This is a genomic window from Megamonas hypermegale, assembly GCF_900187035.1.
Taxonomy (GTDB): domain Bacteria; phylum Bacillota; class Negativicutes; order Selenomonadales; family Selenomonadaceae; genus Megamonas; species Megamonas hypermegale.
Genome location: NZ_LT906446.1, coordinates 121,309 through 138,658, shown reverse-complemented (window position 1 = coordinate 138,658; position 17,350 = coordinate 121,309). Strand labels below are relative to the sequence as shown.

Below are 17,350 nucleotides of genomic sequence, written 5' to 3'. Positions count from 1 at the left end.
TTAGTCCATAATTTTATCTAAATTGCAGGTAAGACCAGCATTAAGACCTACGATTTTTTTACAAGCGAGTACAACGCCTGGCATAAATGATGTTCTATCAATAGAATCATGACGAATAGTAAGAGTCTGACCTAAACCACCGAAAATAACTTCTTGATGAGCTACATAGCCTGGCAAACGAACACTGTGAATTCTCATACCATCGTATTCAGCGCCTCTAGCTCCAGCTAATTTTTCTTTTTCATTTGCATGACCTTGTTTATGGCTTTCGCGAACTTGTTTAATCATTTCTGCTGTAACAAGTGCTGTACCTGATGGAGCATCTAATTTATTATCATGATGAAGTTCAATGATTTCTACATCTGGCATGTATTTAGCAGCTTCCACTGCCATTTTCATCATTAAAACTGCACCGATTGCAAAGTTTGCAGCTATAAAGCATGCTGTATTATTTTCTTTAGCAATTTTGTCGAGTTCTGCTTTTTGTTCATCAGTGAGTCCAGTTGTACCGATAACAGGACGAACTTTATTTTTAAGTGCTAAGCTTGCAGTATTAAAAACTACACTAGGTTGAGTAAAATCAACCATAACATCTGGTTTTGTTTCATCTATTGTTTTTTGTAAATCAGTAGAAATTATAATACCTGTTTTGCCACAGCCTGCTTTATCGCCTGCATCCATACCACCTACGATATCAACTGCTCCGACAAGTTCAAGTTCGCTGTCATTTACAACAGCATTTACAACGGTACTACCCATACGACCATGAGCACCATTTACAATTACTTTAATCAAAATTTCTCAACTCCTGTATATTATCTTCTATTATAATATATATTTAATCAACTATGAACAATATTATACTGTGAAAAGACTTTAAAAGCAACAAATTTCTTAAATCGAGTACTTTTACTTATTAATTTTTGCTCATTCTTCTCTGATAGTACCATATTGCACCATAAATAATACATACTAACACAATTACAATCATTAATCGGTCTAAATTCTGTTGATAGTTAACAACATCATGACCAATAACTACTTCTAATGAAGTAGACGGAAATTTACCAATCAAATTGGCAAGGGCATAATCTTTTAAACTTATTCTGCTTACCGCACCTAAAGCTGTTAAAATTCCCGATGGAAAATACGGCATAGCACGTAATATAAGCATTACCTTAAAACCATTTTTGCCACTGAAATCATCTGCTTTTTTTAGATATTTAGATTTAGCAATTATTTTTTCTGCTGAAGAACGTAAAATCGTTCGCATCAATACGAAAGAAATAATTACGCCTGCCGTTTCAGCCAGCCAAGATACAATTATCCCCGGTACAATGCCGAATAACAGACCATTTGCTGTTGATACGAAAATCGAAGGCAAAAATCCCAGTGCATTGATTAGCACATCTAATAGAAAACTAAATATTATTGCCCATGCACCAAAGGAATTTATATAATCAACGGTTTCTTGCATATTACCACTTGTTGCAACATGCCAAAATTCACTATAAAAATTAGGATTTAAAATATATATCAATCCTAATACCGCTATGAATATCACTAGAATTGCTATCTTTACTTTATTTTCTTTATCCATTTTGTCCCTTTCTAGTTATCAGCTATTTTTATGAACTTATCTTTATATTGCATTTGCAAAAGTTCAACTAACGCTTTTTTATCTATACTAAAATCCAAAGCCTTTTGAGCTTCTTTACGCGCTGTTATCAGCACATTTATATCATTTAAGACATCAGCAATTTTTAAATCTGGCAAACCGTGTTGCATAGAACCAAAAAATTGACCTGGCCCTCTAAGACGCAAATCCTCTTCCGCCAAAGTAAAACCATCTGATATTTTTTCCATTAAATGCAAACGCTCTAATGAATTTGCATTGCGCCCACGATTGATTAAAATGCAATACGAAGCAAATTCACCTCTACCGATACGACCGCGAAGCTGATGCAATTGAGCCAAACCAAATCGCTCTGCACCTTCAATCACCATAATGCTAGCATTGGGAACATTGACGCCAACTTCAATGACTGTAGTGGATATCAGTACATCAATTTTTCCTGCTAAAAAATCATACAATAATTGTTCTTTATCTTTTGAAGATAATTTACCGTGAAGCAATGCACATCTTATGCCATATAAATAACCCGATGTGAGTTCATCATAAATCATCTCAACAGATACTGCATCACTATTTTCACTTTCTTCAATCAATGGACAAACAACGTATGTTTGTCTGCCTTTTTGTACTTCGCCTCGCACAAATTTATAAATAAGCTCTCGCCTATCTGGCATGCGAACAAAAGTTCTTATAGGTTTTCTACCCGGTGGCAATTGTTTAATAAATGATACATCTAAATCGCCATAAACAGTGAGCGTCATCGTGCGCGGTATCGGTGTTGCTGTCATCACCAATACATCAGGCAAAAAATCAATACCTTTATCTTCTAATTTAGCTCGCTGATTTACACCAAAACGATGCTGTTCATCAGTTACTACCAATCCAAGATTTTTAAATATGATATTATCTTGAATTAATGCATGCGTGCCAATCACGATATCAAGGCTCCCATCAGCTAAGCCTTCTACAACTTCTCGCCTCTGTTTTGCTTTTAGACTTCCCGTTAAAAGACCAACTTTGATATTAAGTGGTTCTAATAAGGATTGCAATTTATCAAAATGCTGAATAGCGAGTATCTCAGTCGGTGCCATCATTGCACCTTGATAACCATTTTCTACAGCTTTGACAAGTGCCAAAATAGCGATGACAGTCTTACCAGAACCAACATCACCTTGTACGAGTCGTTGCATCTGCGTTTCAGACTGCATATCATGACAAATTTCTTGCCATACCTTTTGTTGTTCCTGTGTCAATTCAAACGGTATAGCCTTTAATACATTTGCTACTAAATCACTGTTTGGCAAAAATTTTATGCCTTTATTTCTAGTTGTATGTTGCTTTTTTAAAAATAATAATCCAGCTTGAATACTGAACAATTCTTCAAAAATCAAACTGCGTTTTGCTTCTTCTATCTCCCGTTTAGTTTTAGGAAAATGAATTTTTTCTACAGCTTCTTTTTTCATCAAAAGATGATATTTAGAGCGAATAAAATCTGGTACTATATCGTTAAACTCTATATCCGAGGCGATAACTTGCTCGATTAAATTGCGAAAATCCTTTGGTTTTATATAATCTGGCAATGTGTATACAGGCATGAATGCACAATGTGTATCTTCTTTTGATTTTTCAGCTTCTACATCAAAAGAAATAATTTGTGTCACTGCCAACTGTCCATAACCGCCATAAGCAAATCCAATTTTGCCATGTACAAACATCATTGTACCTTGCTTTAATTTTTTCTTTAAATAATCTTGATTAAAAAAGTTTAATTGAATAGTCCCCGTATCATCTGCTAAAACCACAGTCAAAAGTTTTAAACCACGCCTTGTATTTTTATCGGCTAATGCTACAATTTTACCTTGAATATTGGCAATCTGCCCTGCTTTTAAACTGCTAATCGCATTTATATCACTTTGGTCTTCATAGCGGCGCGGATAATACGTCATCAAATCATATATGTTTTCAATACCCAAACGCTTTAAAGCCTGTGCTTTTTTAGGCCCTACACCTTTTAAGTATTGTACGTTCTGTTTAATATCCATCAATTACACCCTATACTATTTTAATCCCATAAATTAATTGTTTATTTAATTCATCTCTTTTTATTAGTTTCATTTATAATGAATAATTTTTATTATATCACATTACTTTTTACTTTAATTTATTTTTAATCTTATTTTAATTCATTTATAATTGATTTTCCTTCTTGAATACTATAATATAAAAGTATAAACTACAAAGAAGGTTATGCCATGAAAAAACTATGGTTAATGATAATATGTACATTGGCTTTTGCCATATATATTTTTCCAGCAGCAGCTGCTGATAAAAATTGTGACGAAACAAAACCTGTAATTCAACAATCAATCATTGTAAATGGTGAAAAACTCGATGATTATCCTATTATAATAAATAACTGTGTACTCGTTCCAATGCGAAGTGTTAGTGATAAACTCGGTTTCACTGTAACTTGGGATAAAGATACTCAAAAAGCTACTGTTCAAAGTGATACTATGAAATGTACTATGACAATTGGTGAAGATTTATATTCTGCTACTAGTACCATAGCTCTTGGCATGACTGCTCCAACAGAATTTGGTAGCGCACCATTATTAATCAATAATCGTCTGTATATTCCAGCTGAAGTATTTCGTTTAATTCAAGGTAACGACCCTTCAGCAGTTAAAATTACTGATACACAAATTCTTTTAAAAAATGTTAGTAAATAAACTCATATAAACCTCCGAAAAGCATTATCTTTTATTTATAGATAATGCTTTTTTATTTACTTTATCAAAAATTTACAACACTTTACTGAAATTTCAACAACATTAAATAAAATCTACACATTTATCTTATATACTAAATTACATATTTGATATTTAAATTTTGCTTAAACTTACAAAATTTTTATGTTCGTATTTAATAGATGATTAAGTTAGGAAGTGTATTTATGAGCGAAATATCTCGTCGTAATTTCTTTAAATTAGGAGCTAGTGCTGCTCTTGGTGCTGCATTATTTAATTTAGAAACATTACCCAACACAGCTTTAGCTAAAGGTAATGCCACAAAAACCTTAAAATTTACACCTATTTCCATAAAAAATTTACCGAATGCTGAAACTGCTGCAAAAAAATCTGAACTCATCAATACATCTTTAAATTATATCAAAACATGTATTTCCAAAATAACAGATAATAATTTACGCACTAAAACTGCTAGTTTTATAGAAGATACTCGCCCTACTTTTATGCAAATGTATCCATCATCTAACGATGTTACTAATATTTATAATAAATTAGCTGATGAAAATCTTTTAAATACATCAATTATCAGCCCTGAACAACTCTTTCCATCATATAATGGTCAAAAACCTCAAGATTTTATTTCTGGCCCTGGTAGTGGATACAGTAGTCATCATCCATACCCAGGTGGCTTATGTACACATACAGCAGCTAATCTCAGTATTTCTGAAGGTATTGTTAATACTTATAAACAAGTCTTTGGTTATGAAGTAGACAACAATATCGTTCTTTCTGCTCAATCTTTGCATGATTTAGCTAAACCATGGGTATTCCAATGGAATACAGATGGTACAAGTTTTACTGAATATACTATTGCTGGAACAGGTGCACATCATATTTTAAGCTTAGTTGAAGCAATTCATCGTAATATGCCAGCTGAAGAAATAGTCGCACAAGCTTGTGCCCATAATCATCCTGGTAGCCCTAAAGATGAAGAACAAGTTGTCAGCTGGATAAAAGCTGCTTCTATCATTGCTCAAGTAAATCCTATAAAATACGGCTTACTCGATACATCTGGTACTAAAATTCCATATCCTCAACATCAAGAAGGATATATCGTTCATCTTGGTGACCACGATTGGGTTCTCAGTGGCTTTGCTGCTACCAAAGTAGTTGAAGCTTTAAAAGAAATTGCTCAAAAAGATTATAATTTTTCTTCAAATGACCTTAATGGAAAATTATTCAATGATTTTAGAAATTATATCGGTGCTCAAGTCTCCTATATGTATTTACATAACCTTTTAGCCCAAAATGGTTTTGGAGAACTTCGCTCACTGATTAACCAAATAATTGTAAAATAGATACCTATCCCAATATGACTCCTCTTATTGTTTGTTTATATAAAAAAACCGTAGCTTTTAATCCTTTAGCTACGGTCATTTTTTTATTCTTTTTTAAAAGAAAAAAAGCAGCCATAAAGCTGCTAACAAAACAAATAACACTTAAAAACACCGGAGGTCATTTGATATATCCAGGAAGTATAAGTATATCAAATAGCATCATATAACTACTCTATAAATATTATATAAATCCTATCGCATTATAACAATAGACATATATTGCAAAACTGTCGACTTATGTGTCTACTTGTTAATCATGATTTTCTTCATTTTTAGAGTGCGATTCTTCTATCTGCTTGACACAAGTTCGAAAAATAGATTTAGTTACTTCTAAATAGTCCTTAAAATCTAATTTATTTTTATGTCTATGGAAATACACTAATGATTCTAATTGACCACTAATATACACTTCTAAAGCTAATTTGACCTTAGCATCATTTTCTTGTAATTTTAATAAATTATAAAGATTTTTTCTTAAAGTATTATTAAATCTATTTTTAAAATCCGTTTCATCATTATGTTTTAATAAAATACCTACTTTAAAATCGTATTTAAGCGAAAGTTCGTTTATTTTTTCTATAAGTACCGTGCTGTAATTTTCATTTAAAATTTCTATTGAAACATCCTGCCAAAGATTGTCTACTTCTTCAAAAAATGCGTCTTGCTCTTGTTTTAATAAATCATAGATATCTCTAAAATATTGATAGAAAACACTACGATGATATCCGGCTTTAGTCATCAATTCAGTTACTGTTATCTGTTTTATACTCTTTTCTTTGTATAATTGCCAAAAAGCGTCAATTATTACAACTCTTGCTTTCAAGAAGAAACCACCTTTCGCTAATTATATATACTTAATTATTATATAAATTCTAACATATATCAATCGACAAAAGATAGGTAATTGTCTAATTAACTACAATAAATTATACAATACTTTAACGATATATAACAGTTATTATTTGCATTATTCAAATTTTAATTTTATTTGTGGTAAAAATAAAATTAAAATTATTGATTCCAATAAGTACGTTAAAGAATACGTTGCCCATATACCATAATTAGCAAAGTATTCAACTAAAATATTTTGACAAATAAAAAAGAAAATCACCGCAATGAACATCATATTTCTGACAGATGATGTATGCCCTACACCTGTATACATACCATAAAGCAATAAACCTACACAAGCGCATATAGGATGTATCACCAAGAACATGCTATACTCATCTGCATACATAGATATTTCTGGCAAATTAGTCATAAGCCCGATGAGGTATGACTTCATTAAATACACAACAATAGAACTTACAACCATGAATACAGCTAAACAACGCAATCCAATTTGCAAAGTTTCATTCAATAATTGCTTATCTTTCTTTCCAAATGCTTTACCAGAAAAAACACTTACACCATTTGCCATGCCATCAATGAAATATACTAAAATAAAAATAATCTCTAATATAACAGCATTTGCCGCAAGTGTAGTCGTTCCTAAAGAAGTTCCTGCCATAGCAAATAAATTATTAATCGTCAAAAGACAAATAGTTCTAAGCATCAAATCTGTATTTACCTTCATCATCGATAAAAATGGTTTAATACTTTTTAGTTGTTCTACATACTGCTTAGAGAAGTTTAAATTTCCTCTAAAATAAATTGCCATAAAACCAATAATGCAGCCGTAAACTTGAGCAATGAGAGAAGAATACGCCACGCCTTCTATATCCATATGCAATATAAATACGAATACAAATGATAAAATAATATTCACTACATTCATTGATATCTGCATAAACATTGTATAGCGAATAATCATCTGTCCCATAAGCCAACCTAGCGTCACATAATTAAATAAAACAAAAGGAGCTCCCCAAATAACAATATCACAATATTTTTTCATTAAACTTATAACCGAAGCTTCCGGCTGCATCATTTCAACATAATATGCAAAAATAAATGGATATATGCAAATAAATACTACACTGATGATAAATGCAATGACAAGCGGTCTAAACAATGATAAAAATTTACTCTCATCACTATTTTTACCTAATGCTTGCGCTGAAAAACTCGTAGTAGATACACGCAAAAATCCAAATAACCAATATATATTGTTGAATAAAATAACACCAAGCGAAACAGCGGCAATATAAAAAACCTCACTCATATGTCCCATGATTGCCGTATTTACAACACCTAATAAAGGCTGTGTTACAGTTGACAACATAAACGGTATAGTTACCATTAAATACTCTTTATACGTTAATTGTGATACCATAAAAACTCCTATCATCTAAATTATTTAAAAACGGTATTCAACACGTCCAAACCAACGCGTTTTGGTTTTATTGTTTTCTATATCATTTCCATTAAAATATGAAATTTCTCCTGTCAAATTTTTAGCGATAACGTATTTACCGCCAATTTCATAACCTTGTTCGCCAACGAATGTATTTGTATATGTAGGCATAAAAGTAGCTAATTTGCCAAGATTTTTATACGCTGCCCAAAGTCCATAACTATTCGGTGTAGAGCGTTTTGCTCCTTTATAATTCATTTGTATAACATATGCTTGTTGTTGCGCACTATCATCAAACCCATATTTATCGGCTTTGAGATTAGATATCGCATATGCTCCACCGATTTTAAAATTTTCATCTAACTTATATTCACCAGCAATTTCTAAAATCTGCTGTGTATCATCTAATTCTCCACCTCTTATATTATGATATGCCGCACCTGCCATTAATTTATCTGAAACAGGAATTTCTGCTTGAATTCCTGCATAATGGAGAGTGCCATCTTCTGGATAAATCTGCTTTTTATCGTAGTACATCTTGCCATTTACTTTATCATTGTATGGTGATGAAAAATTGCCTACTGTTGCTGTATAAATCGCATTTGTATTCTTATCAGTATAATTGTATTTGACACCTTTTATATAATCATCAAAAACCATACCGTATGCAATATTCATATTAGCAAAATCAGCATAATCTACTTTACCTGCAGAAATACTGCCACCTAAAGCTTTTCCCTGTAAATAAAGCATGCGATTATAAAAATGTGTTTTGTCATCTCCTTTTGCTTTATAGTTTTTTTCAAAATCCATGCGACTTTTAATTTTCCAATCTTCATTTAAATGTACAGTTGGTTCTAATCGATTGCGCCAAAGAGATTTTCGTGTTTCACCTTTTTTCCCAGGGCGATTATCATGACGGATATCGTAACGCGATAATCCCTTAAAAGATATCACCTCTTCTTTTTTCTCAACTTTATTATCAGCTAAGTTATCTTCGTTATCTTTTACTTCAATATTTTTTTCATTTTTTTCTTGAATTTTTACATCATTTGATTGAGCAAATCCTGTCGACGTAAGACTTACTATCAAACCTACAAAAACTAATCGCTTTAATAACTTCATACAATAACTCCTTTTTATTATAGAATAATGAAAATCATTCTCGATTATACTGAAAATAAACAAATATAACAAGCTCCCATAGGGGATATATTTTCAATAATTTAGATAAGCACCCATAAAATCTTTATAGATGCTTACCTCAATGAAATCATTCTTGTAAATGGCAAGCTACAAAATGATTTTCTTCTACCTCTTCTAACTGTGGCTTTACTTCTCTACAAATATCCCTGCAATATCGGCAACGATTTTGAAATGGACAACCTACTGGCAAATCAAGCGGGCTTGGTACTTCTCCCGTTAAAATTTCTATTTGTTGATTTTTTTCTTCATCTACTGAAAAAACAGCTTTTAACAATGCTTTTGTATATGGATGTTTTGCTTTTTCTAATTTGTCACCATCTATTTTTTCTACAACGTTGCCAAGATACATGACAACTACTCTATGCGCAAATAAACTGACTAATGCTAAATCATGACAGATAAAAATATATGTGATACCTTTTTCTTTCTGCAATTTCACTAAAAGCTCAATTATTTTTGCTTGTACAGAAACATCTAATGCACTCGTTGCCTCATCACAAACAATAATTTCAGGCTCTAATGCTAATGCTCTAGCAATAGCCACTCTTTGGCGTTGTCCACCACTCATATTATGAGGATAACGGTCAACAAAATCTGGTGGTAAATCTACTAAATGCAAAAGTTCTTGTGCTTTTTCTTTAATCTGAAATTTTTTTATCAAATTAAAATTTAAAAGTGGTTCACAAATGATATTGCCAATTTTCATTTTAGGATTAAAAGCTGCTGTAGGGTCTTGAAAAACCATTTGTATATGACGACAAATTTGACGTCGTTCCTCGCCTTTCAATTTAGTAATATCTTTTCCACGAAAAAGAATTTTTCCATTTGTTGGTGCATGCATACTCAAAATAGTTTTTGCTACTGTCGATTTTCCACAACCAGACTCGCCTACAATACCTATTGTTTCACCCACATTTATTGTCAAACTGACTTTATCGCACGCCGTCAAAAGCTTTCCGCCAAAAGCAGGGAATTTTTTCGTAATATTTTCTATCTGCATAATTGGCTTAGACATATCTTTTACCTCCTATCTGCGGTACCGAAGCAAATAAAGCTTTTGTATATTCGGCCTTTGGTGAATTAATAATATCTTTTGTTTTACCATATTCTATAATTTTACCTTTAGACATGACCATGATTTTATCTGACATATATGTTGCTACACCAATATTATGCGTTACTACAATCATAGCTGTACCACAGCTACGTGGTATAAACATCAGTTCCTTAACTATTTGAGCTTGCGTTGTCACATCAAGTGCTGAAGTTGGTTCATCTGCAAGTAATAATTCTGGTCTAAAAATCATCGCCATCGCTATACCGACTCTCTGGCGCATGCCACCAGAAAGTTCAAACGGATATGATTTCATTATATTATCTGGATTGGGCAAATTCATGCGGGTAAGCATTTCCACTGCAAAGAAATATGCTTCCTCTTTTGTAAGATTATCATGCATTCTCAAATACTCAATAAATTGTTTTCCAATGGGCAAAACCTGATTAAGCATATTACCACTATCTTGAAAAATCATAGTCATATTTTTTCCACGTATATTAAGCCAATCTTTTTTATTAAAAGTCAGTAAATCTCTTTTTTCGAAGATGATTTTCCCTGCTATAACCTTGCCACTACTTGGCAAACATCCCATTATGGCTCTAATAACTGTAGTTTTACCACTGCCAGACTCTCCCACGATACTGAGTATTTCTCCACTTTTTAAAGAAAAATTAATATTTTCCACTGTTGGTTGTTTATTTTTTTCATATGCCACAGTTAAATTTGATACATCAAGTAACATCTATCTTCACTCAACCCCTTTAAGAGTTACCCACAGGTTTTATTTTATTTGTCAACCAATAATAATCCGATGGATACATTTTTACACCATCAAGTCCTTTTGTACTTACAATATTAGTTTGCGGATAGCCGAGGAATAAAGCTGCTCCATCATTCATGATGATTTGCTGTGCTTTTATGATTAATTGACGGCGTTTTTCTTTATCAAATTCCACAGATAACTGCTCAAGCACATCGTCAAGCTCTGGATTGCTATAACCAGAACCATTTTGTGGATTATCTCCATTATGATTTGTCTTCCAATACCAACTCAAATAAATTTCTGGGTCTCCTGTATTCGCTGTAGTGATATTAGAAATGAGTAAATCATAATCTCCCTCAATGCCCATTTTATCAATAAGGTTATAATCTACACTCTTTATATTGACGTTAATACCAATTTTTTTCATATCCGCTTGTACAGCTTCAGCATAAAGTGGTAATTCAGCACGACTATTATAAACAACAAAATCCACACTTAATGGTTGCCCATTTTTATCCAATATTCCATCACCATCACTATCACTCCAACCGGCTTCAGCTAAAAGTTGTTTTGAACGCTCTGGATTATAACTATTCGGGTCATTTAATTCATCAAAACCATAATCCATTGATGGTGGCACTGGTGCTTTTCCTGGGAGGAATGTCCCTTTTAACAAAACATTATTGTAATTTTCTCTATCACATCCACTAATAAATGCTGCACGAACTTTTGGGTCACCTAATATGCCATTATGATTTATGCGTGCAAGCACCGTGCGCAAGGAAGATATTTCATCAACATAAAATTTATCGTTATTGCGGAATAAATCCATATCACCAGCCGCAATATTTACAGCAAAATTAACTTCACCAGATTGTAATGCCATTGCGCGAGTATTTGGGTCATCAATAGATGGAATTTCTACTCGTTCAAACGGTACTTCGCCGTCCCAATAATTTTCATTGCGCACCATGATAGCTTTTTCTTTAACAAAGGACTCCACTTTATACGGACCTGTGCAAATAGGCCCTTCACTTGCAAAATTGCGGCCTTGCTGTTCTGCTGTAACATCAACAATTATAAATAACGGGTCTGCTAAAAAGCCTGGCATATTCGGCTGTGGTTTTGTAGTCGCAATCATCAAATTTTGCCCATCTGCTTTTATTTCTGTATATTCAAAAAAAGTAGCGGAACGTGTATTTTTAGCAAATGCACGTTCAATCGAAGCTTTTACAGCTTCTGCAGTAAGCGGATTTCCATTTGAAAATTTTACACCATCACGAATTTTAAAAGTCCATGTCAAATGGTCATCACTGATAGACCAACTTTCAGCCAGCCATGGTTGAACATTCATTTTTTCATCAAATTTTGTCAAACATTCACCAAGTGCATAGCGCATCACTACCCAACCAAAATAATTTTGAGTTGGCTCAAGTGTATCCGCAAAATTTGTTACACCAAATTTTAAAGTATTTTTATCAACAGTAGTATTATCTGATGAACAACCTGAAATAATGCCAGCAGTCAAAACACCACAAAGACTTAAACTTAAAATCTTCCATAATTTTTTTATCTTAAAATCTTTCATATACAGCCTCTTTTCTAAAAATCATTCCTGCTTAGGGTCTAAAATATCACGTAAACTATCACCCCAAAGATTAAAAATAGCGACTACAATAAAAATAGCTATGCCCGGATAAATCATAAGCCATGGCGCTGTCTGAATGTATTGTCGCCCTTCATTGAGCATAAGTCCCCATTCCGGTGTAGGTGGCTGTGCTCCAAAGCCTAAAAAAGAAAGACCTGCAATCTCCATCATCATCGTTCCAATATCCATTGCACCAGTAATCACCACCATTGGCAAAATATTAGGAATAATATGACGTAATAAGATATTCAAAGTCGTTGTCCCATTTACACGAGCTGCCATAATAAAATCATTATTACGCAACTTTATTACAAGACTTCGCACTAAGCGAGCATATTTTGCCCAGCTAACCACAACGAGAGCAAAAATTGTATTGATGATATTCCCGCCTAAAATGCCTGCAATAGCTATTGCGAGTATCACACCTGGAAATGATAACATCATATCGGCAAAACGCATTAAAATAATTTCTACTTTTCCACCAAAATAGCCAGATAAAATCCCTACTATTGAGCCGATTACTGCTGTCAAAATAACTAAACACACCGTCATGAATAATGAAGTCTGTGTACCATAAATAATACGTGAATACGTATCTCGTCCCAGTTTATCTGTGCCTAAAATATGCTCTGCACTAGGCATTTGTAAAACATTTGCTATATTCGATTCATATGGGTCATGTGTCGCTAATATCGGTGCTAAAAATGCAACTATAAATATTGAAATAACTAAAAATGTATAAAAGGAGAATAATTTATTTTTCTTTACAAAATCCATTATTTCAGCTCTCCTTTTTTTAATCTAGGGTCGAGATATGTATACGATAAATCAACTAAAAAATTAATCACTGTATACACAATAGCAATCCATAAAACAAATCCTTCAATTAAAGGATAATCCCTCATAGTAATAGCATATACAGCCATTCTCCCCAAACCTGGCCATGCAAATACCGTTTCAATGACAGCTATACCACCTAATAACCAACCAATGGACATACCCAAAAGCGTAATGAGTGGTAAAATCGCATTAGGCAAGATATGCTTCCAAAGTATTGCACTTTCAGATAAACCTCTTGCTCTAGCTCCAATTACATAATCTTGATTGAGTTCATCTAATATAACAGTGCGAACTTGGCGCGTATATTTCGCTGATTGGTATATAGCGAGAGTCAAAGCTGGAAGCACAATACCGTTTAATGAAATACTAGCTGTCGCTATAGGAAACAATCCTAATTTTAAACCAAAAATATAAAGTAGTATCAATCCTACCCAAAAACTTGGCATAGAAACGCCGATAAATGAAAACACACGCACAATAAAATCTGGTATTTTATTGCGATGTACAGCAGAAAAAATTCCCAATGGTATAGAAATCAACAAAATCAAAATGATTGTTGTGATTGCCAAAAGTACTGTTCCTGCAAAACCCTCCATGAGTTTATCTACTACAGGTTTTTTCCCAGAATACGACATTCCCATATCACCATGCAAAACGCCCCATATCCAATTTCCATACTGCACTAAAAACGGGTCATTAAGCCCCATTTCTTCACGTGTCTGTTCCAAAACTTCCTGCGAAACAATCGTATCAGAGGCTTCTAAAACCATTGCAGCAGGGTCACCTGGTGATAGATATGTCAAACAAAACGTCAAAAAACTAACACCGATTAAAGTAATTATCATCTGTACTAAACGATTTATAAATCGTTTCAAAATAATATCACTCCTTCATTTTTTATTAAAAAATTTTTTTAATCTATCACCTCCAAAAACATAAAAAAGGTCTACTTCAAAATGAGTAGACCTTTCCATAAATGACAACATTATAGTACTACAAAAAATAAAACCCTAACTCCAAAACTGGAATTAGGGAACATATCTTTTATAAATAGACTAATACTATGCCTATTACAAAATTGCCTTCCCATCACTCGCAGGTTCAAACATTATAAATGCTAACGGTAATTATTAAATAGGCAGTTCTCCTGGCTCAGAGTCATCGCTATTCACGCCTTCTCAGGAATATTCCCAATGACATAAATGTGAAATTGCTCGTCTTTACAGTGGCGGGACCGCTTCGGCTTATACCGAATTCCCTATTAAGTCTAATAGATAGACACCTATTCTTTTCACTATTAAATTTTCTAATTATAAAATTAACATTACTTATATCATTTGTCAATAAAAAAATTTTCATTTTTCTTTAAAATATTATTTTACCTTAAATGACAAAAAAATCTGCAATAGTCCATTAATAACTATTGCAGATTTTTATTTTAATAATAATATCCAATGTCTCCAACGACAATCGTATCTATCACATCTTTATCATCAAAGAAAAAATACATCGGCATATTAGGATGGTCTGTACTACTGGATAAATAACACCATGTTGAACCATCTGTTTCTCTAAAACGTTTATCCGGGTCACCGTAGACTTGCCATACTGTATCTTTAGTCATGCCTACTTTTACACCCATATTTGTAGCGATATTATCTTCTGAACATACAATAGCTCTGATACGTCCATTTTCATTCCAACCACCATTGACATAATAAACCATCAGCTCACTATTATACGTTACCTCATTTATGTAAAAATCACCACAATTACGTACAGCAAGATTTGCAGTCGGTCTGCCATATACATAATAGGCTGAATTAATCTGTTGGTCTGGCGTAAGTCCGCCAATATTTAAATAAGAATATGGTACACGTGCTTGAGCTGGCAATACCATGCACAATAAACTGCCTAAAAAAAAGAACACACTAAGCAGTAAATACTTTTTCATCACAAAAAACCTTCTTTGTCTCAAATATTTTCAATCAATTCACCCATGCGCAAACGGCGACGTATATCAAGTAAAATGTTGTCGAGTTTGCGAATTTGGTCAATACAATCTCTTTCTTGTTGTGTTGTTTCAATGATTTTTGCTATGCCACCATTTTTAATGACAATTCGCTTATCAGCTGAAAGTGCCAGTAATGGGTCATGTGTAGACATTATGACGATTTTTTCACTTTTAGCCAAAACTTTTACGGCTTGTTGGCGGTCAATGCCTGCATTTTCTATCTCATCAATTAAGACAATAGGTGAAGAACTGATACATGCAACATCAGCAATCATCAAAGCTCTCGATTGACCACCTGAAAGTTGTGTAACCTTCGTATCAAGCGTGAATTTTTCACCTGCTAATTCATTTGCCATGGCAAAACAACGATTTACAACTTCAGCAAAATCACAATTTCTGCCCATACGAACTTTAGCATGCATAGTGAGAAAATCTTCTACGCTAACATCCATGATAAAATTCATATTTTGAGATAATTGCGCTACAAGTTTTCCATCAAAATTAAAGCGAGCTTCATCATCTAATTCTTTTCTATTTATGAGTATCGTTCGTTTTGTAGGAGTATCTGCCTGTGCTAAGCATTCTATATCTGCTAGCAAACGACTTTTTCCTGAACCAGTAGGGCCGACAATACTGATTATTTCACCTGTATTTATCAAAAGCTTTATATTTTCAGCTTCGCCTTGTTTATTGACGCCACCTAAAATTGTAATATTTTCTATCTTATTTTCATCATGCACATCAATATCTTGCATAGCTGCGATAAATTTCGTCAATTCATCAGCAATATTGTCGCCTTTTATGCCTACTTGCCATAAATCCTCTTCATCGATATCTTCAAAAGCCTTTGCAAATGTCAGATTATCTGGCAAATTCCAAAGACCTGTATTATCCAGATAATCAATTACTTGTGGATATGCTTTTTTTATTTCTCCAATCGTATGTGTCTGCACAAATTCTTTAAAATCCATATGAGCCACCTTATCTAAATTCCATTTTTTTCGTCATACCTAATTGATATTTTTCACCGATGCGCATTTCATCAGTACAATAGGAACAAACAGCTGCTGGTGATGTAAAGCGCAATTTTTTACCAGTTAAATTATCAATATCTTCAATTTTAGCAATACATTTCTTTAACATAAATGTACCTTGCCCTGTAATTCCATTGACAAAAATAATCTGTGCTTTAGGATTTGCCTGATAAACATTGTATAAAAAGACTTCTCGTTCAGCTTGTGAAATTATATCGCCTTTCGTTACGACAATCACATCAGCAAATTTCACCATTGGACCAATTTTGCGCGGTGTTCGTATGCCTGATAAACAATCAATAACGCATACCGCTAAGATACCTTCAATATACGGTGAACAACGATTACAAAGCCCAGCACTTTCAGTTATGAGATAATCAAATCCCTGACTCTTTCCCCAGCTCACACCTTCTTCAATATTGCTTATATAAAAATGGTCTGGACAAAATTTTCCCGATAATCCTATTTGAACTGGGATATCATCTTGTTCGTATATTTGGCGGTCAAAAGTTGTCAGACAATCAAACTTAATTACTCCCGCTTTTTTATCATCTCTACGCAAAACTTCAATTAAACGCAAAATAACAGAAGTTTTCCCTACAGATGGCGGGCCAGCAAAAGTTATCAACTTCACCAAAATCATCTCCTCTGTTTTATTTACACGGAACATATTATAAAACAAAATTTTAATAAAAAATAGGGGCATATA

At 33.2% G+C, this 17,350-nt stretch carries 16 protein-coding genes and 1 riboswitch; of the genes, 2 read left to right on the top strand and 14 right to left on the bottom strand.

Annotated elements, in window-relative coordinates; translation table 11 throughout:
• The 3 genes from dapB to recG form a co-directional block, all read right to left on the bottom strand.
• Positions 1-795: a 4-hydroxy-tetrahydrodipicolinate reductase gene (gene dapB, locus CKV65_RS00670; protein ID WP_027889930.1), complete on the bottom strand. Its 795-nt coding sequence runs from the start codon at positions 793-795 to the stop codon at positions 1-3.
• A gap of 121 nt (positions 796-916) precedes the next feature.
• Complete coding sequence (locus tag CKV65_RS00665) at positions 917-1,600, bottom strand: TVP38/TMEM64 family protein (RefSeq protein WP_027889931.1); 684 nt, start codon at positions 1,598-1,600, stop codon at positions 917-919.
• 11 nt (positions 1,601-1,611) lie between these two features.
• Entirely contained in the window at positions 1,612-3,678 is a 2,067-nt protein-coding gene (recG, locus tag CKV65_RS00660; protein WP_027889932.1) for an ATP-dependent DNA helicase RecG, read from the bottom strand.
• Positions 3,679-3,888: 210 nt separating this feature from the next.
• Here recG and CKV65_RS00655 point away from each other — a divergent pair, with 210 nt between their 5' ends.
• Together CKV65_RS00655 and CKV65_RS00650 are read left to right on the top strand one after the other, a co-directional pair.
• Positions 3,889-4,365, top strand: coding sequence for a copper amine oxidase N-terminal domain-containing protein (locus CKV65_RS00655; RefSeq protein WP_027889933.1), 477 nt, complete (start codon positions 3,889-3,891; stop codon positions 4,363-4,365).
• A 224-nt stretch (positions 4,366-4,589) separates the two neighbouring features.
• Positions 4,590-5,741: a twin-arginine translocation signal domain-containing protein gene (locus CKV65_RS00650; RefSeq protein ID WP_027889934.1), complete on the top strand. Its 1,152-nt coding sequence runs from the start codon at positions 4,590-4,592 to the stop codon at positions 5,739-5,741.
• Between the two features lie 289 nt (positions 5,742-6,030).
• Here CKV65_RS00650 and CKV65_RS10735 read toward each other — a convergent pair whose 3' ends face one another.
• From CKV65_RS10735 to CKV65_RS00595, 11 genes are all read right to left on the bottom strand, one after another.
• On the bottom strand, positions 6,031-6,603 hold the full coding sequence (locus CKV65_RS10735) for a TetR/AcrR family transcriptional regulator (protein WP_071601705.1): 573 nt from the start codon (positions 6,601-6,603) through the stop codon (positions 6,031-6,033).
• 144 nt (positions 6,604-6,747) lie between these two features.
• The gene (locus CKV65_RS00640; RefSeq protein ID WP_027889935.1) at positions 6,748-8,058 is read right to left on the bottom strand and encodes an MATE family efflux transporter; all 1,311 of its coding nucleotides are present in this window, start codon (positions 8,056-8,058) and stop codon (positions 6,748-6,750) included.
• Between the two features lie 24 nt (positions 8,059-8,082).
• Complete coding sequence (locus CKV65_RS00635) at positions 8,083-9,204, bottom strand: hypothetical protein (RefSeq protein ID WP_027889936.1); 1,122 nt, start codon at positions 9,202-9,204, stop codon at positions 8,083-8,085.
• A 148-nt stretch (positions 9,205-9,352) separates the two neighbouring features.
• Positions 9,353-10,300, bottom strand: a complete 948-nt coding sequence (locus CKV65_RS00630) for an ABC transporter ATP-binding protein (RefSeq protein WP_027889937.1) — start codon at positions 10,298-10,300, stop codon at positions 9,353-9,355.
• Positions 10,293-11,084 carry an ABC transporter ATP-binding protein gene (locus CKV65_RS00625; RefSeq protein ID WP_027889938.1) on the bottom strand — a complete coding sequence of 264 codons (792 nt, stop codon included), beginning with the start codon at positions 11,082-11,084 and terminating at the stop codon, positions 10,293-10,295. Before CKV65_RS00625 ends, CKV65_RS00630 begins: the two co-directional genes overlap by 8 nt.
• Positions 11,085-11,103: 19 nt before the next feature.
• Positions 11,104-12,693, bottom strand: a complete 1,590-nt coding sequence (locus CKV65_RS00620; protein ID WP_051177596.1) for an ABC transporter substrate-binding protein — start codon at positions 12,691-12,693, stop codon at positions 11,104-11,106.
• Positions 12,694-12,714: 21 nt separating this feature from the next.
• Positions 12,715-13,530: a nickel transporter permease gene (gene nikC, locus CKV65_RS00615; protein ID WP_197695384.1), complete on the bottom strand. Its 816-nt coding sequence runs from the start codon at positions 13,528-13,530 to the stop codon at positions 12,715-12,717.
• Positions 13,530-14,468 (bottom strand): nickel ABC transporter permease, encoded by a 939-nt coding sequence (gene nikB / locus CKV65_RS00610; protein ID WP_027889941.1) that lies wholly within the window; start codon positions 14,466-14,468, stop codon positions 13,530-13,532. Before nikB ends, nikC begins: the two co-directional genes overlap by 1 nt.
• Before the next feature lie 245 nt (positions 14,469-14,713).
• A riboswitch (cobalamin riboswitch) is annotated at positions 14,714-14,894 on the bottom strand.
• A 137-nt stretch (positions 14,895-15,031) separates the two neighbouring features.
• On the bottom strand, positions 15,032-15,547 hold the full coding sequence (locus CKV65_RS00605) for an outer membrane protein assembly factor BamE (protein WP_036254562.1): 516 nt from the start codon (positions 15,545-15,547) through the stop codon (positions 15,032-15,034).
• A 20-nt stretch (positions 15,548-15,567) separates the two neighbouring features.
• Positions 15,568-16,578 (bottom strand): ATP-binding cassette domain-containing protein, encoded by a 1,011-nt coding sequence (locus CKV65_RS00600; protein WP_027889943.1) that lies wholly within the window; start codon positions 16,576-16,578, stop codon positions 15,568-15,570.
• A gap of 10 nt (positions 16,579-16,588) precedes the next feature.
• Positions 16,589-17,275 (bottom strand): GTP-binding protein, encoded by a 687-nt coding sequence (locus CKV65_RS00595; protein ID WP_027889944.1) that lies wholly within the window; start codon positions 17,273-17,275, stop codon positions 16,589-16,591.
• Positions 17,276-17,350: the final 75 nt, after the last annotated feature.